Here is a 26182-nt window from a genome sequence, read left to right as displayed (position 1 = left end):
GCGTCTAGAGCTTAACCATAATAAGCCTCTTTGACACATTCATTTTTAATATTTTTTGTGAAACTAGGCAAAAGAGCTGTTTCAATAGAAAACAGCTCTTTCATAGTTATCGTTCGAATCCAAACTCCCCTATTGTATGCTCTTCATTATGGAAGTCTGAGCCGCCTGTCATCAGTTTATTATACTTATTTGCTAGTCTTTTATATCTGACAATGTCTTCTGGCCGATGTTTTCGATGCCATATTTCAATGCCATCAAAAGAAAGCTGCATTAACTCTTCCACAATTGTATCATCTTGAATAAGTAAAGGATGTGCTAGAACGGCTGCCCCGCCCGCGTTGTGAATCAAGTTTATTCCATCTTGAGGTGAGAGAACCATTTTATCCACTGCACAAGGTTTGCCATCACCTAAATAAAGATCAAATACTTCTTGAGTAGTACTGGCATAACCTTTATCTACCACTGCTTTAGCAATATGGGGCCTGGCAATTACTTCTCCTTTACTATATTTTTGAACATCAGCTGGAGTAATAGTCATCCCCAATTCACAAAATTTGTTTACAATCAATTCCGACCGGTTAAAACGATGTTCTCTCATTTTCCTGATAACATCAGATAACTCCTTTGATTGGTGAATATAGTAACCTAAAATATCGACGCTAATTCCTTTATATTTAGTACTTAATTCAATACCTGGTATAACGGTTACATCTAATTCTTTTCCTGCTTGTATAGCCTCTTGAATTCCATCGGTTGTATCATGATCCGTAATGGCAATCGTAGTTATTCCTTTTTGTGCAGCCATACTTACAACTTCTCTCGGCGAAAAACTACCGTCAGAAGAGGTTGTGTGTAGATGCAGATCAAATCTGCCGTTCTCAATGATTTTTTTTATTTCCAATCAGCTTCTCCCCTTTAATGTGTCTAGAAGATGAATAAAAACCGGTTTTCCCACTAATAGTTTTCAAAATAAATCTTTCAATGCTCTCTCTTCCAAAGGATATTAATATTTTTGGGATAACCTTTTCCATCTATTTAATCTCTTATTCAAGATTCATTATCCATAGAATTAAGTTTTAATGGCATGGCAAATCATTTCATTTTTTATTGTATCAGCCAAGTCAAAATTATAGTATTTACTTTGATTACGATTTGTAAATTCAACTTTATTATTATATTTTAAACTAGTAAGTTCTTCAAAGGTTTAAGATTTATATATCCATTCAAATGGTTTTCCAATTGTAAACTTAGTGAATTCCCGCTTGTTAATTTGGATTACTTTATTAGTGGGCAGTTTTAGTTTTTTCATTACTTTTAGATGAATCGCATGGAACGTGTTATCGTTACTTAAATAATATTTATTCCCTATCTTACATACAAGACGATCAGGTAAGATAGCGGTTTCGACTAAATTAGGGTAAATCGGAGGACCTTCAGGTAAATTATTAAAAAAAGATTGGGGAACTTGAATAATTTCCTTCTCAGAAAAGTAATATCTTTTTAAAGCTTTTTTATTCATAATGACTCGTCTTTGTTTGTTTTGAAGATAATAGATTGAGTCATCTTCACCTATTTGAACTAATTTTTGATTTGGAAATTTTTCCGGATCCATAAATACCGATTCATCAATTTTTACACCTTCAGTATGTTTATATAAAATAGGATCAGGTATCGTAACAATTGATTGTTTGTGATATTTTAATATTTTCAACATTTCCTCAGTAATTTCTCTACGAATTTGCCCTTCTATTAAATAAACTTTGTTTAAAAGTCCCTTAACCAAAGTTCCATTTGGAATTTTCTCAGGCAAATAGGCATTCATTTTTTGAAAAGAATTCGGCCCTTTTAAACTAATATCCAAAACCTCTTCAATCGGATAAAATGATTTGAAATGAACGAGCCTTTTCCAAAAAGCTGCATCGCCATTGTGCCAATTTACTGGGTGTTCATCCCAATAACCCCCATATTTATCATAGACCTTTTTCGCAATACTCCTTCTATGCATGACTGAGCAATGATCCACAATATTTTGAGGCTGCTTTAAAACTCCTTTTGTATGACGAATACTTTCTGACACTGTATTAAGCTGGTTATCAACCATTTTTACCTTTTGCTTTGAATAAACAATATCAACATTTGGATTCGAGTCTAAAAATTGAACCATTACTTCCAGCCGGTTAGGCAAATAAGTCGTATCATCTGTTAAATAAGAAATATACTCACCTGTAGAAAGAGAAATTGCTTGATTGATTAAAGCTGCATATCTTGTTGTTTTATAACGTTCATTGTCATTTATCTGGCTATTATAGTAATGAATTCTTTGGTCGTTTAGATAGGACTCTATGACCTTTAGTGTGTCTCTATTTGAAGCATCATCCATAATAAAAAGCTCCCAATCCTTAAATGTTTGGGAAATGACACTTTTTATCGAATCGCCTATGGTTTTGGGTTTATTGTAGCTCGTTAAAATAACCGTCACCTTTGGCATATCGGGTAACCACCTTTTGATTGTCTTTCACACTTTTAACTTACTTCGCCAGCAACATGGGAAATGAAAAATTGAAATTACATAGTATTACATCATTTACTTGTTGATTTCTGCCCCTTGTACTTGTCTTATCCAAACTCTTATAAATATGATGATTTAAATAATAAAAAAGTGTCGACCTTTGCTTTTTTTTCTTTTGCCGAGGACGTCACTTTATTTTCATCCTTTTATTCCATCTTTTTCTTAATTAAACTAACAATAGAATTGACATCTTTAAACATGTCGATTTCATTAATTCCTATCTTTATATTAAATTCTTCACTAACAGCGGCTATAATACTTACTGTTCCTAAAGAATCCCACCCTTCTAGATCGTCACGTGTTGTATGCTCGGTAATAACTAATTTCTCATCATCTAGAATATCCCTAAATATTTCCTGTAACTTCTCAAGAATCATTCATACTTCCCCCTTGCTATGAATTTATTTTTCTTTTCTTTTACGTTACTAACCTCAATCACCCATTTACTTCGATCTTCAGCTTCTTCAACAGCTTCAAAACCTAATTTTTGATAGTGATCTATTACCATGTTATTTTTTGCTGTTTTATAATAATACCCATAAATTTTTTTGATTTCTCGTTTCTTACTTTCTTCAACGATCGCATCAAACATCGCTTTTTCCATATCTCTTTTCAATACTCTGCAGCTCATAAGCCATAAATCAATATGCAGGTCTTTTCCTCTTATATCCCCTATTACTACTGAAATGAGGCCGTTATCCCCATACTTATCTTTCAGTCTTCCATAAAGAGTTACTTTACTTTTGGAGTTACTTATCTGCTCAATCTCAGAAGGAGAATACCTTCTTGTAGTCAGATTAAATTGATTTGTTTTATTCGTTAGCTGTGCAATTCTTTCAAGGTAAATTGATTGAAAAGAATTAATCTCAGCAATCATGTTTAAGGATTGTAAAAATTCATTATAATTGTTAAATTTCGCTTTTTCGGTTTCTCTCTTTTTATTAGCTTCATAGTATTTGTTTCTGTACATATCTTCCTTAGAAATTTTTATTGGTTCAAAATAACCGTTTCGATCAATATAATCAATAAACTTCGCAGCATCTTCGCCAATATTTGGAACAGCCACTAATGGTAATTGAGATTTTACAATATCGCGTTCAGCAGGATTATCATCAATAAAAACCAAACTGTCTATTCCAATGTTGATTTCTTGAGCGATTTTATCTATATTAATAAACTTAGGCTCCCAATTCGCCTTTATACATGAAAAATTCTCTTTATTTAAAGTCATCTCTGGATGATTTAACCCTTCGATTGCATTTTCGTATTCATTTTTGGAAGCAATTGCAAGAGTAATCCCTCTGTGAGTTAATTCTTTTATATACTTCTGAAAACCTGTATAACCCTCAGCTAAAGCTGTTTCTTTGCCGATTTTTATCTGATCAACCCCATCATCACCAATAATTCCGCCCCATAGTGTATTATCTAGATCCAAAACTAAGCATTTCTTTGATTTTCCAAAAACGGATCTAATAATAATTGACAAATTTTTTGCTAAATAGGGTATCGCATGATGTGATAACGAATATTTAAAATGATACCAAAATGACATATCATGCCATTTATCAAGTCCAATCCAGGACGATAAATAATTAATATCGTTTATTAAAACTTGTGGATTGTCCTGAATATACTCGGAAAACATGAGATTTAATTTATTAATAAAATAGGTTAACCCGTTATAATTGACAGTATCTAAATTTCCCAAGCTTCTGTTTCTAGGATATTCAAAATTATTTTGAATCACGATGCAGTTATGATCGGAGATTGCTTTTTCCCATAAAGATTTGTAGTGGTCAAATTCCTTTTCTAATTTGTCTTGAATTTGCTTGTTATCATCATGAATTTCAGGGGAATTTAAAATGTTTTTAAAGGAAGTGTGAATAAAGATGATATCTGGATTAAATGCTTTTAGTTCATCACTAAACATAATTTCTTCAAAATATTTATTGTAGTCTGATTCATAAAATTGAGGCTTAATCTCTTCATTTAACAGAAAAAGCTCCAACATCTCCTTAATTTCTGCTGTTGTCGAACCTCCAAGTACCGCTATTTTTTTATGAATAAAATGATCTTTTTTTAATAGTTCTTTCTTCAAAGACCTTTTTTTTCGAAGTAAGTAGGCAGTATCCAAAGGATAGTCAAAATGTTCATTCAAGCTTTAACTGCTCCCTTCTAAATTCGATTGATTTGCCTGAACCTTCTCCCATAACTGATTGTAATCAACTTTCCCGTTTGAAAGTCGTGGTATTTCACCATCTATATTCAATACTTGAACTACTTTTATTGGGATTTTGTATGTTTTTGAGATTAAATTTTTTATTGCATCCGCATCTTTTATTGCATTGCCAACGATCGCAACTTTCTCATCATTTCCCACACTATAGACGGTTATCTTGAAATTCGATTCGATAAACCTTTCGATATCATCTAGGTTAATCCTTAAACCAAATAGCTTAATAAATCTTTTTTTTCTGCCAACTATATAATAAAACCCGTCTTCGTCACATATGGCTAGGTCTCCAGTTTTCAAGTTCCCTTTTAATTCGTCTTCTTTTATTAAATCCTGCCAAGACTCTGCATAACCAAGCATTACATTCGGACCCGTATAGATTAATTCACTTGTTTCTGAGTCAATGTCTAATTTTCCGTTTGGAATAGGAATTCCGATAGAATCAATTTTTTCACTTAATTGATTTGGGGGTACGTAACTAATACGCGCTGTAGCTTCCGTTTGTCCATACATGACAAAAAAATCGATATTCTTTGCACTCAAAGCTTTTTGAAATTTCTTTTTTAAATTAGTATCTAATCTGCCCCCAGCCTGTGTCATCATTTGCAATGAAGAATAATCCTTTTCTAGAAAACCAATTTTATTTAATATTTCATAAGTAAATGGAACACCAGCAAATGAAGTTACTTTATATCGATTAAACAAATCCCAAAATTGCTTTTTTACGACACTTTTTTCTGTCAGTACTAACGAAGCACCCTTTATTAAATGGCTGTTAATAATAGATAAACCGTACGAATATTGCAGGGGTAAGGTGGTGATGGCTCGGTGTGATGAGAGTATATTTAAATAAGTTGATATTGATTCAGCATTCGCCTGTAAATTTTGGTAAGACAAGCGGACCATTTTAGGGCTGCCAGTTGTTCCTGAAGTTGGAAGCAACACAGCTAATTCTGGAGAAAAGCTCCTTGCTAATCTTTTCTTTTTCATGTTTAAACGAAAGCAGTATCCTAACTCATTATAAGAATTTTGAAAGTTGTTTATGATTAAATCATCTGGCGCCCATATCCAGTCTGGTTCATATAATTTTATTAGCTTTTCGTTCAGCACCTCATTAATAGTAGAATCTAATAAACAAATCACTTGTTTCTTATTTAATGCGGCTAAATAAGATATAAGGGTTGCCATGTTATTTTTACAATAGATAAACCCTAACCTTCTTGGCATCTCATCAAAATTTATTTGGCCAAATTTGCTAATAAATTGGGCAAGCTGTGAGTAAGTGTATTCAGTCTTGCTATTCCTTTTATCTTCAATCACAGCAACTTGACTTTTTATTTTTGATGAAATTTTCCAAAGATTCAAATTATCTTCCTCCTCTCTCCTACTTTGCTAGTTCATAGGAGGATTATTCACCCCGAGCTTTTTCAATATTGCTTTTGCTTCCGCAAAACTAGTCATCTCCATAATATCTTCTGCTTCAAAGGTAATTTTAAATTTCTCTTCAATCTCAGCTACTAATGAAATATGTGCTAAGGAATCCCACTCAGGTATACTGTTAAACCTTAAGTCATCCTTAATATTGCTTTCATCGATTCCTAATGTCTCTGAAAATATAAGTTTAAGCTTTCCTTCCATTCAGGTAACCTCCAAACCTTAATTCCTCTTTAGGTATTCATTTTCGAGATTAAGTCATTCTGATAAAGTTTATCAATTATTGGGAAAAGCTCCCAAACAGGTACATGAATTAATTGACTAATTTCAACTAAATCCTTCTCTCCATCTGCATATGCTAAAAAGTTCATCATATCCCTTACTATTCTGCCTGATTCTTTTGTACTTAGTGTCGGATATAAGCCTCTCTTTCCCAATTGGGGTTCTCCAAAACAATTAACTTTATAAGTTTCATTTCTCTCAATTAATTCAATACATTGTTTATAAATGTCTAAACTCCCTTGCAAACCCGCTGCTGTTACTAGCTCCAAATTATCTAGTGAGGTGTGGTACTCCGGATATTCACCGAACTTTGACCTCATAATACTTGCAACTGGTAAATCAATACCTGGACTGCAATATTGCCTTTCATCACTGCCGCGTTCTAAAAATGAATAAGTTATAAAATCTAACTTATTAAATGTAAGGATATTTATTGCTACCCGATCGGCTAGTGTATTTCCGTCTCTGGAAGAAAGATAAGAATACCCACGTTCATCGCCAACGCATGAGATATTATAGCCCGCGATAATATTCTTCTTCATTTCTGCAAGATTTCTACTGAGATAAGTGATGGATCCGATTGTTTCTGGAATAAAAATAATCCGTAATGTATATTTTCTAGGACGGCTTATTATCCATTTCGCTAAATACGTTGTCAGAACTGGTCCTGATAATTCATTATTAGCCATTGAAGGATGGCAGACATAAGTAGATAAGAAAATTTCTTCTTCACATTCTCCTGGAATGATAAGCTCACCATAGGTTAGGCTGCCTTCTTTTAGTTCGCTATCTATATACACCCGATATTTACCTTCTTTTAGCTTCTTCCTTTGATTATGGCTAATACAAAATCCCCAGCGCTCTTTATAATATGAAGTAATATATGGAATGGCATCTGGCTGATCTTCAAGTGAATATAAATGATTTTGTAACTCTTCAAGTGTTACCACTTTATCCACCGGAATAGAATAACTTATCACATGTAAGTTATTTTTCTTAAAATCAACGACTCTATTCCCATCTTCATCAAGTATATAAGCATCTCTAATATTCCATTCCTTAGGGATCTCCCAATCAAATACCTTTGTGCCTGAAGGGACTTCGTTTATTTTCAATGGGATCACTTCTTGAATGATTCTTAATGTTTCCCTAACCCCATCTCCAGTTATGCTTCGGCAAATTGGGTATAACTTCTTCATTAATTGGTGCATTTTCTCTCCTTCTTGCAGCATGTTATATTGCACCCCCATGCATTAAAAATTTGGCCTTTATTGCAAGGTTTGTTGCTGTAATAAATTGCTGGATTCGAAAATGCTAATAATCAAAACAAACGAAGCAAATATTAAGCTTGCTTTTTTTCAATGATATATAATTTTTTCGCTTGATTATTTTGAATGTCATCTTGTATTACACTGTAAGCATTATATAAATCTATTAAATAAAAATTCACATTGTTTATCTGTTTTAAAGTCGACACTCCTTTTTTTCCCATTTCTTCTCTGATAGGATTTAGATTTGTAACTACTCCTTTTTTAATATCCCTCACATACATTGAATAAGTTCTTTGATCTATATTTCCTTTATGATCAATATAGTCACCTGTGAAGTCTTTCATATACCTATAACTAACTTTCTCACTTTCTTCTACATAATGCCCAAAAGTAAATGAATATTGAGGTCCTTGGCCGATTGTTAACATTTTTGCCTTGTTATGGTGCAGGTAAGCGAAAGGTGAATCTGGTCCAAACGAACTCTTATTATCCATCTCAAACAGCATGTTCTGATCATTTCCCCAAACTGCAAAAGAATAGATAGGATGTTTTGTGCGAGTAAAATCGTTCCTTTTTAAAGCAACATTTGTAAGTGCACCTGTTTCAGAAGGTGTTTTGTTATAATCAAATACTTTACCCGAACAAAAATCCCAATTGAACGTAGGAAATAATAATGTTCCGCTTTGTCCGATTTTTTTTATCATACTGTTAATGAACAAATTTAAATCTAATTTTTCTCCATTCCTCATAGCATAAAAAGCTAAAAGGGTTATATCAGAGCCAATTAAAACAGTATCTCCCTCTTGTATATCTAAATGGTCTACGATCTTAAGGTAGCTAACATATTCAGACATAAAAAGTTTCCTCTTCCCCACATGCAAGTTTTTGTATCATAGTAAATCCCAGCTAACAGGAGTACCTTTTTTTACGTTGTGTTTTACTTGTTTTCCTAATAGGACATCAAAATATTTTGGAGGTAAACCATTTCCTGGCCGGATTGCCCTCAGGTTTTCTTTTGTAAAAATTTCACCAGCTTTCATATCCTCTGCTACATACAGCGAACGGCGATGTTTTAAAGAAGCCCTTTCCTTAGCTGTTGGACCATATGACACCTGACCTATTGATTGCCACGCCCTTTCAACTTCTATTACAAGAGACTTCATCTCAGATGGTTCCATTGAGAAAGCTGAATCAACTCCGCCATCAGCACGTGACAGGGTAAAATGTTTCTCAATGACTGTGGCACCTAAAGCGACACTTGCAACTGCTACGCCATTGCCCATCGTATGATCTGATAGTCCAACTTGACAGTTATATAATTCTCTCATATGTGGAATTGTGATGATATTGGTGTTTTCTGCGGTTGCAGGATAAGTACTTGTGCATTTTAATAAGACTAAATTCTTACAACCTGCTTCTCGAGCCGCTCGAACAGTCTCATCGATTTCAGCTGCATGTGCCATTCCTGTGGAAATAATCAGCGGTTTTCCGGTTGATGCAACTTTTTGGATTAGTGGAAGATCGTTGTTTTCAAAAGAGGCTATTTTATAAAGGGGGACATTTAATTTCTCAAGAAAGTCTACAGCTGTTTCATCAAATGGTGTACTAAATGGGATGATATTTAATTCTCTGCAGCGCTTAAAAATTGGTTCATGCCATTCCCATGGCGTATAAGCTTGTTTATACAGCTTGTAAAGTGAATTTCCTTTCCATAAATTCTCGGGGTCGTCTATAAAAAATTCTTTTGTATCCATATCTAACGTCATCGTATCCGCAGTATATGTTTGCAGCTTAAGCGCACTTACGCCAGCATTGGCAGCAGCTTCAACAATCGCTAAAGCTCTTTCCAGTGAGTGATTATGATTACCAGACATTTCTGCTATAATAAACGGTCTATTATTCTTACCGATAACCGCATTTTCGACTGCAAAAGATTTCAAGGTTATGAACCTCCTCTTCTTACATACAACCCAACTTTTTTATAAGGGCTTCTGTTAATTCATTTAGAGAATGGATCGCATAATTTGCTTCATGTGCTGGTGATAAATTGATATCAGCATAATTTCCCTTTTTTAAACGGATAGTTTTAAATCCTAGTGGTTTAATACCGATAAAATCTTTATTTGGATTATCACCAACATAAACAACCTGATCAGGTTTTACATTTTCGATATGACAAATTTTATTAAAGCAATATGGGGAAGGCTTAGCGTGTTTTATTCCATATCTGTGAGTAATAAAGCAGAACTTAACACGGTTAAACAATTCTAATGCTTTTAATTTGTTATATTGAACCATTTTATTACCATCTGTCACGATATATTTTGGAAACTTACTGAACCTTGTTAAACATTTGTCTGCTTCAGGATCTATCGTAATAGTTGGTTGATGTGTTCTATAAATGGTTACACATTTTTCAACTATAGATTTAGAATAGATATTAAATTTTTTTAAAGTGTTATCAAAAATATGTCCTCTGCCGTTTTCATTTAAATCTTCAACCATTAAGGGATAACTTTCTTTCTTTGGAATATCAAAATTTTTTTCTAAATAATCACATACTGCACGGAAACCGCTAAAAACAAACGTTTTTTCATCATACAATGTATCATCTAAATCAAAAACTAAAACTGTCATAATAGCATATCCTCAGCATAGCGAATTTGTGTTTTTTCATTGCTGCAACGCTCAAATTTATAATGATCGATATTTAAGCCAGAGGATTCAATGAAAAACCAATAAAAACTGTCAAGTCCTGCAGCGATGCTTAACGTCGAAGCACCGCCAAATCGACTGTTACATTCAATGATGTGTACCCTGCCATATTGATCTATAATTGCCTGAAAAACAACATGACCATATAATCCTAAGTCTTCTGCAATTTTTGAAAATAATTGTTCTACATTGTTATTTTTTTCTGTTGAAGTAATTTGTGACTCACCGTTTTCAACTAATACTCTTCTGCGAACTATTAATCCCTTCGTTTGTTTCCTTTCGGTAACATATACATCAATACTATATTCCTCGCCTTCTATATAAGGCTGGAATATCGGTTTTTCCATTTCTAATGATTTTTTTACAGCTTCCTCTTTTGTTAATTTTATCCCAATATTTTTTGAACCTGCACCAAACTGTTCCTTTACAACAAAGTAGTAACTATTTAACAGATTTATATTTTTTACAGTGGGTATGGCAGGATAATTCAATTGAAGTAATTTCGAATAAAAGGATAACTTATCCAAGCAAACTTCAATCGTTTCTTTATCTGAAATATGAACATTTATCTTTTGGTTTAATAGTTCTTCTTTATAATTCGCGAAAAAAGGCAGATCACCATCCCGTGTAGGAACAATCGCTTTAATATTGTTATTTGCACAATAGTTGGTTAATTCATTTATACTAATTTCATGAATTGACGGCATTTCCCAAAATGAATCAACAAAAAATTTCCCTATACAATTTGGATTGATATCTGCGCCGATAATTTTACCTTTATTTCCAAGTTTTTGACTTGCTTTTCTTACTGCTTTAATTAAGGGCACTTTTTTTGAGATACTTGTAATTAATATGTTATAGCCTTCCATTATATCCCCCTACTTGAATATGATGATATAATATTGCTTATTATGAATGAGCCGCAGCCTTCCATCAATGACAGACAATTATCGCTCATTTGAACAAGGTCTTTTGAAGTCATCTTATTTATTAGTTCCATATAATGATAGGTTGTTACATTTTGAGATCTACCTAGATTAATAATGCACCCTTGTAATTCCATTGCTTTTGTCACTTCAATTTGATTATCCGCAATTATCGTTACACATGATGGCAGACCAAGATAACATCTTTCCCATGTAGTGCTTCCACCAGCACCAAAGGAGAAGTCGGCTTTGTTCATTAATGCAGCCATGTTATTGATTTGGCAATGAAATTTACTATTTGGTAATTTGTCTGATAACACCTTTAGATGATCTTTTCTGGGATTGGTATTGCCAACAATTACATCAAAGAGTAGGTCTTTCCGTTTAAACATTTTTATACATTCAAGGACTTTTTCCGTTTCATTTGTCGGATCTGTCCCGCCAAAGAACACTAGAATCCGCCGTAATTCCCCTTTTCTGTACCTTATCTTTTTTCTTTCTTCGATAAATTCTTGCCTGAGCAACGCATATTTAGGACCGAACAGCCTTTTCGTTTCATTTGGTATTAATGATTGATAACGGGCTGCCATGTCATGATAAAAGTTTTGATCTAAAATAATATCACATACATGCTGTCTGTCAGCTAAATCATCGATAATCATTATCTTTTTTGCTGCTGCATATAATTTTGTCTCCCACTTTATGTCGATTTTATAATGGTCAACAATCAGCCAATCAACGAAACCGATTTGCTTAGAAATGATCGACATTGTTTGGTCTGCATCTACCTCCCACGGTATCCCAAGCCAGCTGTTATCATTTAACTTTTGATCGTTTGGTAATCTGTAGACCTTATATCCCTTGCTCTCAATCATGTCATTCAAATTGCCTTCATGCTCCCTGCAAATAAAAGAAATGCTGCTATCAGTCTGCTTCAATTGATCTGCAAGTGTTAGACACCGCATAACATGGCCAGTTCCAATTTTCAAAGAAGCATCAACTCTAATACAAATGTTCATGAAAATCACTCTATTTTTTATATTTGTATTGCTTAACGAATTGTAAAAAGTGGCTTTAATGGGGTACATTTAAGGATTTTTTCCAGCTTTTCATGATCAACAGCAGCTTTTATTATAGAAAAAACTTCATCATAAACTGTTAATAATCTATGGATATCAGCATCACTATGTGAGTAGCTCATATTATGTGTACCAATCATTAATATCCCCCGAGCAAATACTTCTTGTAAGAACAATGTTTTAATATCCCATTGACTATACCGATTTACGTTGTTAAATAACAAAAAGGACCAGGAAGGATGGCCTGAAATGGATAATATGTGCCTAATATTATGTTTTTCAATTAAACTCCGGGTCCCTTGCAATACTTTTTGTCCTTGTGTATTCAGCGTATTAATGACAGGCCGGTCTTGATATTTCGTCAGAGCCGCTAATGAGGCTGCCAATGAGAGAGTTTCTCCTCCAAAAGTAAAAGAAAAAAAGATCTCTTCCATAAGCTTCATAATCTTTTCCGAACCGACTATCGCTGACAATGGGTAACCGTTAGCCATTCCTTTTCCTAATGACGTCAAGTCTGGAGTAACACCAAAATACTCTTGAGCACCCCCATTCGCATATCGAAACCCAGTCACTGTCTCATCAAAGATAAGAATTGCACCATTTTTATGAGTCAGTTCTTTCACTTCTTCCAGAAAGCCATTTTTTGGCTGAGTGGCATTCATGGGCTCTAAAATGACCGCCGCTACTTGATCAGGCCAGTCTTGGAATATTTTCATTAGTGAATCGATGTCATTATAAATAAATGTATCTGTCAAATCTCTTACTACTTTTGGTACTCCCTTATTTCGGGATGTACTTCCGATGTACCAATCCTGCCATCCATGATACCCGCAGACAGCGATGCGATCACGGCCTGTATATGCTCTTGCAAGCCGGATTGCTCCAGAAGTTGCATCTGAACCATTTTTTCCAAAACGTACCATTTCCGCACACGGAACCATGCTGACTATCTTTTCAGAAACCTGGAACTCAATTGAATGTGGGAGGGAGAAAATAACCCCTTCTTTTAATTGATCTTGAACAGCCCGTGTCACATCTGGATCATTATATCCTAAAGTAACAGCAGCCAGGCTGTTAATTAAATCAATGTATTCATTATTATCTGCGTCCCAAACATGGCTCCCTGCTCCTTTTTGTAAAAAATACGGAGAGACCCCATAAGGATAGTGTGTTTTACTTTTACTAAATGTTTGACTCCCAAGCGGAATTGTTTTTAGCGCCCTCTCCAGCATCTGCTCTGAACACTGATAACGTTCTGACATACTTATTCCCTCTTTTTATTTTTTTTGCCTAACAATAAATCAGCTTCCTTTGATTTCTGAAACCCCTCATTTCGTTTTATATCCTTATTCAAATTCTTTAGGTTTGGATTTTCATCTAAAAAAGTCAGTATTTCTTCTGATGTAAAGTTCGGATTTGATGGATATAGCGCTTCATAAATCTTTGTTACTAGTTCAAAATCTCTTTCCTCGTCGACCGTCCAGCGGAGCTGTGACAAATCTTTATGATTTTTATAACTGCCAATTCTAAAACGATTAGGCTGTTCATAGATAAATGGTGTAACATGTTCGCGGTGAGATGGAAGAACAGCCTCTCTCCATGCATGTTCTAAGCAATAAAAACGAAAGATTTCTACATCTAAGCCGTCAGGATAAGTGGGTTCAATTGTATTACTTGTATAGTCATAATTGCCTTTATTATGAAAGGCGATAACTTTGTCAATTAATTCCGGATCAATAAGAGGACAATCACCAGTTAATCTTACGATATTTGCTGGAATATAATTTACAGCTGCTTTATAGAAACGGTCTAGTACATTCATTAGATTTCCTCTAAAACATGTAATATTATTTTCCTTACATAATTGTTCAATGTCGTTATCTAAAGCCTCTTTACTCGTTGCAACGATGAACTTATCGATTTTTTTTGATCGTTTTATACGTTCGATTTGTTTCAGGAGCATAGGAGAACCCAAAATGGGTTTTAGAACTTTTCCTGGTAAACGAGTGGAAGAAACCCTGGCTTGAAGGATAGCCAATATCATTTATATAAATCTCCTTTACTATGTCTAAATATTTTTATGCTGCTTCCTTAAGCATTTCGCCTAAATCCACATTTTTGGATTAACTAATTCCTCTGATACATCTTTAAACAGAAAGCGGATTTGTTTTACAATATCGTCGCTTAACTTTGGAATGGCCATTAATTTGAGATTGCTTTCTACTTGTTTTTTTGTTTCACAGCCAATCAATATGTTGTTAACTTCAGGCATATCCCTTACAAAAAGCATAGATAATTCTGAAGGACTTAATCGTGTTTCTACAGATAATTTTTTAAGCTTCTCTAAAGGTTCTTTTGCTGTTTTTATTAGATTCTGTGGTACATCTTCAGGATCTAAAAAAAGTAATCCTTGGAGATAAACGCTTCTTGCATATATGTCCATCTCATGATTTGCTAATTCCATTAATAACCCGGAATTAATCAAACGATGATCTAATATATTCATTGGTATTTGCACTACATCAAAGGAATCAAGGGAAATGACTTGTTTTACTTCATCTGGGTGATAAATAGATACACCGATTTTCTTAATCAATCCTTCATTTTTTAAATTGACTAAACTCTCAACTGCTTTTCCATTATAAGAAGTCATATCACCCGGATTGTGTAATAAACAGACATCAATAGCGTGGATATTTAATTTATTTAATGAAGTTGTCACCATATGTTTTACATAGGTAAGAATATCGTTAGGTGCAGGGTTGTTATTGAAATGAACTGAGGGGATTTTTGTTATGATCCTTGGTATTTTTCTCTTTAAAGCTTCTTGACTACTTATAAATTCACCTAGTAAGCTTTCACTTTCTCCGTATTCTGGCGCTGTATCAAATGAAGCGATTCCTTTTGAGACAGCATAATGAATCATGTCTAACGCATCTTTTTTATTAGGCTTACCCGTTTTATTTGCAATTCCATATTTCTGTCCTAATTGAGCTGTTCCCATGATTAATTTAGAAATGTTATTTTTCAAATGATTATCCATCTCCCTTTTAATTAGGTTATGGGTGGATGATTGAAGGAAGTGATAAACTAAGTCTTTTTCTTTGAATAATGATGGATAACCTTCCTTACTGCCCTTATCACATCATGAACATCCGCTTCCTCCATTGCTGGGAATAAAGGAAGAGTGATGATTTCTTCGTATAATTTTTCAGCCTCTGGGCAAATCCCCTTTTTATAGCCTAGTTGTTTATAATATGGCTGCAGATGCACTGGTATATAGTGTACATTTACCCCTATATTTTCTTTTAAAAGAGCTTCGTAAATTTGTTTTCGGTTCCCATTTAACATTTCCAGGTTTAAGCGAATGATATATAAATGCCAGCTCGAATCAGAATGAACTTCCTGAAATGGAACATTTATTTCTTGAAGATCTCGAAAAGCGCTATTGTAAATTTCTACATATTTTTTTCGTGTTTCTAAAAAAAAGTCTAGTTTATTTAATTGACTAATACCTAGAGCTGCTTGAAAATCAGTAATCCGATAGTTAAATCCTAAAAACTGCATTTCATAGTACCATGGTCCATCTTGTTTCATTAATTGCCTTGGATCACGGGTAATCCCATGTGTACGAAATTGAAGCAATTTTTTGTAGAAACCTTCATTGTTTGTCGTAATGATTCCACCTTCTCCAGTCGTTAAATGTTTAACCGGGTGGAAGCTGAACATTGTCATATCACTGATTGAACCAATTTTATTCCCTTTATATTTAGCGCCTAATGAATGAGCTGCATCCTCAATAACAATTAAATTATTTTCTTTAGCAATTTTTATAATCCTATCCAGCTGTGCAGGTTGACCTGTAAAATCAACAGGAATGATGGCTTTTGTGTTAGCTGTAATCAATTCTTCAATTTTTTGCGGGTTGATATTATAAGTTTTTGCGTCAATATCTGCAAATACAGGAATTCCTCCCATATAAAGAACACAGTTTGCACTAGCCACGAAGGTCATGGGAGTTGTTATCACTTGATCATTAGTGGAAATTCCAGCAGCATAGCAGGCTCCGTGTAATGCGGCCGTACCATTTGCAAATGAAACAGCATACTTTGAACCAACATATTCCGCTATTGCCTCTTCAAATTTACCAACTTGCGGTCCTGTAGTAATGTAATCTCCTCTTAACACTTCCGTAACTGCTTGGATGTCCTGTTCATCAATCCACTGTTTTCCATAAGAAAGAAACGAATCTCTCACCGGTTTTCCGCCGTGAATCGCTAATTTCATTTGATTGTTCATATATACCCCTTACTCTTACTTAAAGTAATTCGATGTTTTTATCCATTCTTCCGTTCTTTTCATTCCTTCTTCTAAACTCACTTGAGGTTCCCAATTCAATAATTTTTTCGCTTTTTCATAGTTACATAATAATTTTGGTATTTCGCTTTGAGGGTGAATATGTTCCACATGAACAATCCTTGAATCATCTTGAACAATCAGTTTCGCTAATTCATTGATTGAGATATCCCTTCCTAAACCTGCATTTATTATTTCGCCATTTGCTTGATCGGAATATCCTGTTTGCACAACAAATCGTGCACAATCCTCGACATAAAGAAGGTCACGAGTTTGCGTTCCATCACCATATATTTGAAGAGGTTTACCATCGAGCATATTTTTTATAAAGATGGCAACAACTCCACCTTCCCCTCCCGTTTTTTGATAGGGACCGTACGTATTAAATGGCCGAATAATAACGGTAGGAAGATCATATGCATAATAATAGGACAAGACCATATTTTCAGCGGCAATTTTTGCACCTGCATATGGAGAAGCTGGCTTTACTGGGTCTGTTTCCTTAATTCCACTAGGACTCGCTGCACGATCATATACCATACAGGTACTCATAAACACCAATTTTACATTGTGCTTTTTACTCTTTTCCAAAACATGAAAGGTACCAATCGTATCATTGTCAAAAGTCGTTTTAGGATTATCGATACTATCTTGCACATTGATACTTGCGCCTAAGTGGTAACAGAGGTCAAATTCATTTAAAAATAACGATTCGAGCAGGTTGACGTCTTTAATGTCTCCTTTAACGAACTCCATCAAGCTTTTATGGTTTAGAAATTCGTCCAAGTTTTCTTTACTTCCGTTTGAAAGATCATCCAGTACCCAAACATGATGACCATCTTTTAGCAATTGTTTAACAACCCATCTGCCTATAAACCCAGCACCACCTGTGACAAGGACTTTCAATTAGACTCCCCCTATCCTATATAAGGTGTTCACCTAAGATTAACTCACGAAGCATTTCGATGGAAATAGGAGATTGACTTTCTGAACTATAGGTTCCGTACTTTGGCTTGGTTGCGTTTGAATATGTTTCTTGCCTTCCATGAACTCCTGGTATAATATACATATCAGACAACTCCCATGCCAACATTGATTCATCATAAGTCATTAATTCCTCATACATTTTTTCTCCCTGTCTTAAGCCGATTTCTTCAATTGTAATTTCATCACCAATTAATTTATATTTTTTACAGGCTTCTTCTATGACAACTGCGACTAAATCGTCCAACCGAATGACTGGCATCTTTAACACAAAGACTTCTCCGCCTTTTGATTGTTGAAGAGCCTTAATAGTAAGTGTTGTCGCCTGTCTTAATGTCATCATAAACCGAGTCATCTTTAGGTCAGTTACTGTAATTCTTTTATTGTCTTGAATCTGTTTAATAAATAATGGGATAACAGATCCTCTTGAACCCATTACATTTCCGAAGCGCACACTAGCAAATGTTGTTTTTTCACGGCCTTTACTATATTGACCAGCTGAAATCAACCTTTCAGCGGTAAGCTTCGTTGCACCATACGTATTTGTTGGTGATATCGCTTTATCAGAACTTGTAAATACTACTTTTGATACCCCTTGAGCTATCGCAGCTTTGATGACATTATAAGTCCCATTAATATTTGTTTGCACAGCTTCATAAGGGTTATATTCACAAGCTGGAACATGCTTCATCGCAGCAACATGAAAAACGTAATCAATATCCTGCATAGCGCTAAATACACGATCATAATCACGAACATCACCGATTAAAAAACGAAGATCCTTTCTATTTCCAAGGTTATTTTGCAGTTGATATTGTTTATACTCATCCCGGCTAAATATCCTTACAACCTGTGGCTGGTCCAATAGAATATGGTTAAGCAAGCTTTGACCAATTGTCCCCGTTCCTCCGATGATCAAAATTTTTTTATCTTTAAAGAACACCATATATCCTTCTTTCTGTAGAAAGTTTGCATTTAGATTCATTTAGTAGGGAGACTCTTTGTTGGAATATTTATTGATTGAGGTTTAAATAATAGATGAATTATTACTTTTTCCTTCTATTTTGTTATGAAGATTACTTCAGTTTAATTATCGGGCAGACTTAATTTCATATAGATTAAAAGCTAATTTATTCACCATTATTTCACTTTCCATTTTATCTAGCTTTCTCATTTTATTTAAAAAAGCGATAATTTCATTTTCTTTCATCTCTAGATGTTTTGGACCTTTTTGTCTTAAAGGTTTATTTTGTAAAAATTCATTTTCTGAGGAGCTTTCACTCTTAAAACTAATCTTATTTAATAAACGGAGAATGTTTTTATAGGCATAGTTTTCGTCCATCGCTGAGTAGTAATAAGATAGAATTTCTTTTCGTCCCTTAATACTTTGCTTTTCTTCTGAATCTTCTTTAGATAAGGAATCGATGTATGAAAATATTTCTTTTACTGTAAAAGCCTTATAACTTACTTCATTTGGTAAATATTCATCAACTTCTTCAGAGGTAAATGGAATATAGGATAAAACTGGTTTGTCTAGTAACATGGCTTCAATCCCTGTCGTACAACCATTGTGTATGACTAATTTTGAAGCCAAAATCCACTTTACGACGCCCCCTTCATGAGTAACAAATACATTATGACAATTTGTTAGTTCTTTTCGATAACTATCGCCATTTTCAGCTGGATGCGGGCGGACTACAATATTGAGCTTTGGATATTTCCTGCTTAATTCTTTAACCATTTTAATAAAGTGTTCATAAAGCTTCTTCATATCATCCTTACCGACCCCAAAACCACCCTTTCGATTATAACTTGCGAACCTAGTATTAACTAAAATATAATCTCCATATTGTTTTTTTATCTTTTCGACTTCATTACTGTGCAGGCTGCGAAACTTTTTCTTTAGTAAATCAAATCGGGGATGTCCAGTTAAATGAAATTTGTCTTTATAATGAGGATAGGCTTTTATAAGAGAATCCCTTTGTGATTTTCCCCAACAATATACTTGATCTAGCACTTTATTACACACTTCATCCGTTCTTTTACTTAAATATCGATCTTCCTCTAAGAACAAGGCTTCTTCATCCAATTCAACAGCTGCATGACCTAATTCTTTTACAATTGGCTTATATTTTTTGGCATTTCCGCCGCCTGAGTTTCCCTTAAATAAAAAGATGCCTTTAGGCAGGGATTCTGCATTTTCATATAACTTTTTTTGCTTTCCAATAACTACACTGTAGTTTTGTTTAATTGCATAATAGGTTAAGAGTAATTTCGCATCCAACTCCCTTGTAATGACTTGCATAGGTAAGTAAAGCCATTTTTCAGACAAAAAAGACACCCTTTCTTATTCTAATATTCGAAAATATCATATCTTAATAACTCATTATATTTATTTCATAAAGAAGTTGGAACACAGGCATTAGTGGAAAATTCCCAATCGGAAGACAGTTTTCAGGGGAATAAGAAAAGCTCAGAGAGCCTTGTCCAACCTAAGGCTCGCCTTGTGACCTCAGGCGGGTTAAGGCGCTGGAGCTGAACAACGATAACATTCTTTACCACGTTAATACTTTAATTTACTTAAAATTTCTTAGCTGATAAAATGAAAAAATGCGACTTTCGGGAACAGAAGCCGCGAAGACGCATTAAAAAAGCATAGTAGAAACCTGAAATATTTGCCAATAAAGCTGTTTTAAACTTAATTTATTAGGGGAAAAATCTGTGAGCCTTAATTCACGTTTGAAAGTAGTAAAAGGATCAATTATAATGTTCATCGTAAAATTTTCCAATTAAACTTTTAAACTCTTCTATTAGATTCGTAGTCTTCCTTTGCTTTAGTAGCTTTATAAGATCGTCTGTTACATATTTTCCTTTTCTTGCTTCTAAAATGGTGTAAAATTCCTCTGATAAGATCGCCATTCTAATTGCATCCTGTTTTTTTCCGTATCTAATAAATGGCTGTCTCATAAACCCTTCGATCTTGTACCCAAGCAATGTTAACTGATTGATCCATTGCCACAATCCTTCGTTTTGTCCAGCTTCTATTCTATTTAGATTTAATTTTTGGAAACCGTATTCAGTCATCAAAGCCATTGCCTCAAAAGGGGCCCCCGGAGTATAAATTTTATTTGCCATTACGATCGAAATAAACGCTACTCTGTTAACTAAATCAATCTCTTTTAATGTAACAACTCCACACATTTCACCTGTTTTTTTATCAATGATAGCTAACATAATCCAATCTTTTCTGTCTAATGCACTTGTTACATAATTTATTTGATTCTGGCGAGTATTAGGATATACGCCTTGATGGAGATATTTCGTCACTTCATCATCATTGAACCATGCATACCAGTCACCATTTATCACATCATCTTCCACATTTGGTACTCTCAAATCTACCTTACTTCCTTGTAAAAATACTGCCATTTTTAACACCTCCATATTTCAATATGATTCTTAAATAGTTGTTTTACCTCCAATCCCTTCGATCAACTTCTCGCCTCCTTCTAAACGGTACGCAAAATACCACCTGATTGCTTCATTTTATGCACAAGAAAATCATTTATGGTTACCAAGAAAAAACGTAGCCATTTTCACCTATTTAGAAATTTTTCATTTTACCTGTATGACTGACTTTTGAAGCTCGACTGTTTTATCGTGGAACATGAATATGGAAATTAAGGAACAGGACTGATACAATCCCTCCCATAATAAAATAGTTATGAAGCAGACTTTCATATTGGAGCTGAAAATAGTGGTAATTAAAATTCGACCTTTTAAGGAGGAACCACTGTTAATCCATCTTCACATGCCAAAAACGGGTGGAACAACATTAAAAAATATTATCACGAAGAATTATGGGAAAAGAAAATCAGTAAATGTGTATGTTGAGAGAAGGGTACTAAAACATGTACTAAGAAATTTATCAAAAAAGAGAATTGATTGTATACAAGGGCATATGCCATTTGGGGTTCATCAATTTTTTGATCGGCAGGCCAGGTATGTAACGATGTTAAGGGACCCGGTTGACCGAGTATTATCTGAATATTATTTTATTCAAAGTATACCTACTCATAAATTACATGCTGAAGTTGTAAAAATGAGTTTAGAAGAATATCAAAATAATCCCTCGACTACAAATTTACAGACACACTATATTTTAGGTGAAAAATTCGGGAAGTCCCTTTCAGAGGAAGATCTTAAAAAGGCAAAAAATAACCTAAAAAATCATTTTCTTGTCGCCGGTTTAACGGAGAGATTTGAAGAATCTATTGTATTAATGAAAGAAGAATTGGGGTGGGACAATATTAACTATACAAAAGTAAATGTTACAAAAAACAGATTGACAAAAAAGGAAATTTCTAAAGATATTATCGTACAAATTGAAAAAAACAATTTGTATGATATGGAACTTTATCAATTTGCAAAAGAACTCTTTGAACAAAAAATTAATTCTCTAAAATGAAATCTAATTTGTAGAATATAATAAAAAGAGCTTTCCGAAAGGTGAACATATTCCTTAGAATCAGCTCTTTTTAATGATTATTAGATTTAATCTTGTGCCTGACACCCTTGAGTAGAAAAAAGTACTTATCGATCTAATCGAGGTAATCCATCACTTACTATCTGATTTCGTACATTCAATGAGAGGTTTATAGTCGTCTGTTTTGCAAACAATTGAAGATTTTTTAAGAAGCCTGTCAGTCGTAATACGCCATGTATGATGCCCTGGTGTTGCTGTTTTCAAGTATGCATAATTACATTTATCGGTTGAATATAGTTTCAACCCCAGATTTTTACACCGTTTTAAAAAAACTTTATCTTCTCCTCTATTTCTATGAGGGAACTTTACCTTTTCAGTGATTTGCTTTTTAAACAACAATGTACCTCCCAGCATGATCCCGCTTTTTAAGAACCTATTTTCTCTCCCCGGATTATAAACTGCCAATGTTTTCAAATTTTTCACGTACACGTATAAAGTCTTTTTTCCAACTACATCTGCATTCGTTTGCTTTAAGGCATCCAACGCATGTAAAAGGTAATTAGGCGCATAATAATCATCATCATCAAATTTTGCAATATAATCATACTTTGCTTTTTCAATCCCGTAATTTAAACATTCACCCAAAGTCGTTTTTTCCGGTAATTGATACACTGTTACTCCTTTTGACTTTTTCGCTCTTTTTCTCCATTTTCTAATATCCATACTGTTTCTGTTTAAAATAATGATAAGCTCTTTTTCTTTCTGAACTTGTCTTTCATAGTTTTGAAATACATTCTCTAACATTTCTTGTCGTATTGTACTACAGACTACAGAAACCATTTTCTTAACCCCTTCCTTTTTAAAATAAAAAATCTCCCGAATTCCCATTAGGTATTTGAGAATAATAAAACAGCTATTAATCTTCTGCATGGATTTAGCATTCCCATGAGTTTTCTCCTAGCCTTACTAGATAAGGTGAATCATAATCTAAACAATCGCTCTATTTATAATTATTTCCACAACACTTATTTTTTTATTATCTTTGCAAATAATCATTCATCTTTTGCTTAGTTGATTCAGGTAAAGTTTTTAATTTTTCTTCGAAGAGTTCTTTTCCATATTCATATAGTTCAATATCTAATTCATTTTTTTCCTTTAATTTGTCAATAATTTTTTCTGAAAAATCCTCTTTTGCCGGACGGTTTTTCGTTACATTTTTCTTTTTGTAGTTAATGTTTTTCCATCCAAATTCTTGACTCATAAGGAATAAAGATTCATCAAATCTTTCCATGATCCCTACGACAGAAAAATAGTTTTTTAGATTATGTTTTGCTATTGATAGTTCTTTTGAACTTTTCCCTGAAATGAACAACGTTTGCAGATTTTCTGTCTGCCTTCTAAATTTATCGTCTAATACAAAATCCTCAAAACTTATATCTTTTACTTTATCGTATAGATTATGGCCTGGACTTCGGAGCAAATAATAATAGATGGATATGACACGATCAATAGGGTCTCGAAGCATTGTAATATACGTATATGGTTTGTTGAGATAACGGTGTATTCCAAAATTTCTGTGCCCGATTAGGCAAATATACTGGTCTGCCTTTCTTATCAATTCCGCCGTTTTTCCGTCTTTATGAAATCTCCAAGTCTTATCTTTTGGATAATTTCTTTTTATAGTTGCTTTTAATGTTTGCCCTCCTGTTTTTGGAATATGGAGGTAAATCAGCGTCTTATCATTTTCCGACATTTTTGATTCTCCTTACATGTCATTTAAATTTATCTTATTAAATAAAAGATTAATTACAAAAAAAGTAAAAGAAAACAATTATGTCCCGTAATAAATTTTTTATAAAGAAGAACCTCCTGCATTATGAAATCAGTTTTTAAATTTCCTGTTTTTTATCCTTTGCTGTTTAACAAAATGATTCATCTCTTTTCTTGATTTAGAGCTTAAGTTCTGAATTTTCTTTTCCAACAGCTCTTTTCCGAAATGATACAATTCGATATCTAACTCATTATTTTTCTTGAGAGTTTCAATTACATGTTCAGGAATATCGTCTCTTGTAGGACGATTTTTTGTAACATTAATATTTTTTTTAAGCGAAAAATTTTTCCAACCTAATTCCTGATTAATCAAAAATACAGACTCTTCAAACATTTCTGTTATCCCAACTATGGAAAAATGCTTCATTAGATTTTCCTTCGCTTTGCTCAAATCTTTTTTGGGTTCGCCCGATATAAAACAAGTTTGTCTATTGGAAGTGTGACCCTTGAATTCATCTGAATAAATAAATTCTTCAAAACTCATGTTTTTCACCTTATTATGAGCCATATTATTCGGTTTACGAAGAATATAATAATATTCTGAAATTACCTGTTCTACTGGATCACGGAGCATTGTGTAGTAAACATATGGCCGATTTGATAAATACTCATGGATTCCAAAGCAGATATGACCATTTATGCATTTTAATTTTTCTAATTCTTCTTTCGAAAAATTAGTTAATTTTTCTTTCATCTCCTCTTTATTTGCAAAACATATTTCACTTGGATCATACTGTTTTTTTAGAATTCTTCGTAAGGTAGAACCAGCCGTTTTTGGGATATGAACAAAAATTGCAACTTTCTCTTCCAGCATATCCTTACCTCCTTTTTATCTGTAATACTGAATCATACACTTGCAGCGTTTGGCGGGCTGTTTTTTTCCAAGAGTATTTCTCCGCTTGTTTCAAGCCTTTTTCACTCATCGCTTTACAAAGAGGATCATTTTTAAGCATTAGGATCATTTTTTCGGCTATATCATGCGGATTTTTGGGGTCAAAATAAATGGCCGCATCCCCTAAAATTTCTTTCATTGTGTTCATATTGGAACTGAGAACCGGGACTCCGTAAGCCATTGCTTCCAATGGCGGAAGTCCAAATCCCTCATATAGGGAAGGGAAAACAAAAAGTTTACTGCCACAATATAAATCCGGTAATAACTTATCAGGAACATACCCTAATGTCCTTACATATTCCAGAAGTGAAAGTTCTTTTATTAGATTTCGGTAATTTTCAACATCCTTCCCTGTAATCACCAGTTTGTATTGTTTTTTTATGGGATCTGGCAATAGGCTGTATGCCTTTAGCAAGGCTGAAATATTTTTATAATGTTGTTTTCTTCCAATCACAAGAAAATAGGGGTGTTTAATATCATAATTTTCTTTTACTACTAACTTTGCATGAACATTGGATTTTCTTTTATTCAGTGGGTCTATCCCTTGATGAATAACAGAAATTTTTTCTTTATCGATTCCAGTTAATCTTGTAAGGTCTTTTGTTGTTTGTTGGCTTATCGTAATAATATGCTTGGCACCATGAAGATAAGGGGATAAGGAATTTTTCCATCTGTCAACTACTTTTTGCGGGAAATCTTCTTGAAATATGAGTGGAATTAAATCATGAACAGTTGTAATGTAGGGGTGATCTATTTTTTGAAAAAATGTATTGCCTGATCGTGTGTTATGAAACAGGTCAACTTTGTATTTTCTCATCATTTGAGGTACAAAGTTCTTTTCCCACTTCCCTCTCTTCATTGCTTTAGATGATAGTACGGTTAGATTCTTGTATTTTTCAAAATTAATTTTTTCCCCATTTGTTAAGACGTAATATTTCGTACTTTTATCTAGTTCAAGAAGGTTTATGATCAGGTTTTTCGTGTACCTTCCAATTCCTGTTCCTTTATTGGTTATCTCCCGTCCATCAATTGCAATAGAGGGGGATGCATGATTTCTTAGTTTCATAAAAAATTCATCGCCCTTCTGCCAAGTTTTCTTGAAATTTTATATCATCTCTAAATCTC

General features: G+C 33.8%; 26 protein-coding genes. 1 reads left to right on the top strand and 25 read right to left on the bottom strand.

Translation table 11 applies throughout. The annotated features are described in order from the left end of the window. Positions 1-106: 106 nt before the first annotated feature. From IC621_RS17055 to IC621_RS16955, 21 genes are all read right to left on the bottom strand, one after another. A complete protein-coding gene (locus IC621_RS17055; RefSeq protein ID WP_191159637.1) occupies positions 107-901 on the bottom strand; it encodes a PHP domain-containing protein in 795 nt (264 codons plus the stop codon). Beyond that, positions 879-1031, bottom strand: a complete 153-nt coding sequence (locus tag IC621_RS17050; protein ID WP_191159635.1) for a hypothetical protein — start codon at positions 1029-1031, stop codon at positions 879-881. The genes IC621_RS17055 and IC621_RS17050 overlap by 23 nt, the downstream gene beginning before the upstream one ends. Before the next feature lie 173 nt (positions 1032-1204). Then, on the bottom strand, positions 1205-2488 hold the full coding sequence (locus tag IC621_RS17045; RefSeq protein ID WP_191159633.1) for a glycosyltransferase family 2 protein: 1284 nt from the start codon (positions 2486-2488) through the stop codon (positions 1205-1207). Between the two features lie 227 nt (positions 2489-2715). Beyond that, positions 2716-2946: an acyl carrier protein gene (locus IC621_RS17040; protein WP_191159631.1), complete on the bottom strand. Its 231-nt coding sequence runs from the start codon at positions 2944-2946 to the stop codon at positions 2716-2718. Then, positions 2943-4727, bottom strand: coding sequence for an HAD-IIIC family phosphatase (locus tag IC621_RS17035; protein ID WP_191159629.1), 1785 nt, complete (start codon positions 4725-4727; stop codon positions 2943-2945). The genes IC621_RS17040 and IC621_RS17035 overlap by 4 nt, the downstream gene beginning before the upstream one ends. Positions 4728-4730: 3 nt before the next feature. Beyond that, the gene (locus IC621_RS17030; RefSeq protein ID WP_191159627.1) at positions 4731-6167 is read right to left on the bottom strand and encodes an AMP-binding protein; all 1437 of its coding nucleotides are present in this window, start codon (positions 6165-6167) and stop codon (positions 4731-4733) included. A gap of 27 nt (positions 6168-6194) precedes the next feature. After that, positions 6195-6440, bottom strand: coding sequence for an acyl carrier protein (locus IC621_RS17025; protein ID WP_191159625.1), 246 nt, complete (start codon positions 6438-6440; stop codon positions 6195-6197). 29 nt (positions 6441-6469) lie between these two features. Continuing rightward, positions 6470-7729, bottom strand: a complete 1260-nt coding sequence (locus IC621_RS17020) for a DUF4910 domain-containing protein (RefSeq protein ID WP_224752611.1) — start codon at positions 7727-7729, stop codon at positions 6470-6472. A gap of 131 nt (positions 7730-7860) precedes the next feature. Next, complete coding sequence (locus IC621_RS17015; RefSeq protein ID WP_191159621.1) at positions 7861-8643, bottom strand: AAC(3) family N-acetyltransferase; 783 nt, start codon at positions 8641-8643, stop codon at positions 7861-7863. Between the two features lie 36 nt (positions 8644-8679). Further along, positions 8680-9729 (bottom strand): pseudaminic acid synthase, encoded by a 1050-nt coding sequence (pseI, locus tag IC621_RS17010; RefSeq protein WP_191159619.1) that lies wholly within the window; start codon positions 9727-9729, stop codon positions 8680-8682. Between the two features lie 19 nt (positions 9730-9748). Then, positions 9749-10426 (bottom strand): HAD family hydrolase, encoded by a 678-nt coding sequence (locus IC621_RS17005; RefSeq protein WP_191159617.1) that lies wholly within the window; start codon positions 10424-10426, stop codon positions 9749-9751. Then, a complete protein-coding gene (locus IC621_RS17000) occupies positions 10423-11373 on the bottom strand; it encodes an ATP-grasp domain-containing protein (protein ID WP_191159615.1) in 951 nt (316 codons plus the stop codon). The genes IC621_RS17005 and IC621_RS17000 overlap by 4 nt, the downstream gene beginning before the upstream one ends. Continuing rightward, positions 11373-12449, bottom strand: coding sequence for a UDP-2,4-diacetamido-2,4,6-trideoxy-beta-L-altropyranose hydrolase (gene pseG / locus IC621_RS16995; RefSeq protein WP_191159612.1), 1077 nt, complete (start codon positions 12447-12449; stop codon positions 11373-11375). Before pseG ends, IC621_RS17000 begins: the two co-directional genes overlap by 1 nt. Positions 12450-12481: 32 nt before the next feature. After that, the gene (locus tag IC621_RS16990) at positions 12482-13771 is read right to left on the bottom strand and encodes an aminotransferase class III-fold pyridoxal phosphate-dependent enzyme (RefSeq protein ID WP_191159610.1); all 1290 of its coding nucleotides are present in this window, start codon (positions 13769-13771) and stop codon (positions 12482-12484) included. 2 nt (positions 13772-13773) lie between these two features. After that, positions 13774-14553 carry a cytidylyltransferase domain-containing protein gene (locus IC621_RS16985; protein ID WP_191159608.1) on the bottom strand — a complete coding sequence of 260 codons (780 nt, stop codon included), beginning with the start codon at positions 14551-14553 and terminating at the stop codon, positions 13774-13776. A gap of 60 nt (positions 14554-14613) precedes the next feature. Beyond that, positions 14614-15540: an aldo/keto reductase gene (locus IC621_RS16980; RefSeq protein ID WP_191159606.1), complete on the bottom strand. Its 927-nt coding sequence runs from the start codon at positions 15538-15540 to the stop codon at positions 14614-14616. Between the two features lie 59 nt (positions 15541-15599). Continuing rightward, on the bottom strand, positions 15600-16808 hold the full coding sequence (pseC, locus tag IC621_RS16975) for a UDP-4-amino-4,6-dideoxy-N-acetyl-beta-L-altrosamine transaminase (protein ID WP_191159604.1): 1209 nt from the start codon (positions 16806-16808) through the stop codon (positions 15600-15602). Positions 16809-16823: 15 nt separating this feature from the next. Continuing rightward, the gene (locus tag IC621_RS16970) at positions 16824-17771 is read right to left on the bottom strand and encodes a dTDP-glucose 4,6-dehydratase (RefSeq protein ID WP_191159602.1); all 948 of its coding nucleotides are present in this window, start codon (positions 17769-17771) and stop codon (positions 16824-16826) included. Positions 17772-17787: 16 nt separating this feature from the next. Further along, positions 17788-18792 (bottom strand): SDR family NAD(P)-dependent oxidoreductase, encoded by a 1005-nt coding sequence (locus IC621_RS16965; RefSeq protein ID WP_191159599.1) that lies wholly within the window; start codon positions 18790-18792, stop codon positions 17788-17790. A 147-nt stretch (positions 18793-18939) separates the two neighbouring features. After that, positions 18940-20181, bottom strand: a complete 1242-nt coding sequence (locus IC621_RS16960; RefSeq protein WP_224752610.1) for a surface carbohydrate biosynthesis protein — start codon at positions 20179-20181, stop codon at positions 18940-18942. Positions 20182-20606: 425 nt separating this feature from the next. After that, entirely contained in the window at positions 20607-21278 is a 672-nt protein-coding gene (locus IC621_RS16955; RefSeq protein WP_191159597.1) for a GNAT family N-acetyltransferase, read from the bottom strand. Between the two features lie 328 nt (positions 21279-21606). Here IC621_RS16955 and IC621_RS16950 point away from each other — a divergent pair, with 328 nt between their 5' ends. Continuing rightward, on the top strand, positions 21607-22317 hold the full coding sequence (locus tag IC621_RS16950; RefSeq protein WP_191159595.1) for a sulfotransferase family 2 domain-containing protein: 711 nt from the start codon (positions 21607-21609) through the stop codon (positions 22315-22317). Positions 22318-22467: 150 nt separating this feature from the next. On the opposite strand, the gene IC621_RS16945 is transcribed toward IC621_RS16950, so the two are convergent. The 4 genes from IC621_RS16945 to IC621_RS16930 all read right to left on the bottom strand — a co-directional run bounded on the left by IC621_RS16945 (position 22468) and on the right by IC621_RS16930 (position 26123). Further along, positions 22468-23175: a glycosyltransferase family 2 protein gene (locus tag IC621_RS16945; RefSeq protein ID WP_191159593.1), complete on the bottom strand. Its 708-nt coding sequence runs from the start codon at positions 23173-23175 to the stop codon at positions 22468-22470. Between the two features lie 196 nt (positions 23176-23371). After that, complete coding sequence (locus IC621_RS16940) at positions 23372-24088, bottom strand: sulfotransferase family 2 domain-containing protein (protein ID WP_191159591.1); 717 nt, start codon at positions 24086-24088, stop codon at positions 23372-23374. A gap of 129 nt (positions 24089-24217) precedes the next feature. After that, the gene (locus tag IC621_RS16935; RefSeq protein WP_191159589.1) at positions 24218-24979 is read right to left on the bottom strand and encodes a sulfotransferase family 2 domain-containing protein; all 762 of its coding nucleotides are present in this window, start codon (positions 24977-24979) and stop codon (positions 24218-24220) included. A 4-nt stretch (positions 24980-24983) separates the two neighbouring features. Beyond that, positions 24984-26123, bottom strand: coding sequence for a glycosyltransferase family 4 protein (locus IC621_RS16930; RefSeq protein WP_191159587.1), 1140 nt, complete (start codon positions 26121-26123; stop codon positions 24984-24986). Between the last annotated feature and the right edge of the window lie 59 nt (positions 26124-26182).

Origin of the sequence: Metabacillus arenae (genome assembly GCF_014773385.1) — a bacterium.
Classification (GTDB): domain Bacteria; phylum Bacillota; class Bacilli; order Bacillales; family Bacillaceae; genus Metabacillus_D; species Metabacillus_D arenae.
Note: the sequence above shows the minus strand (reverse complement) of the source record. Positions and strands in the feature narration are given on the sequence as shown.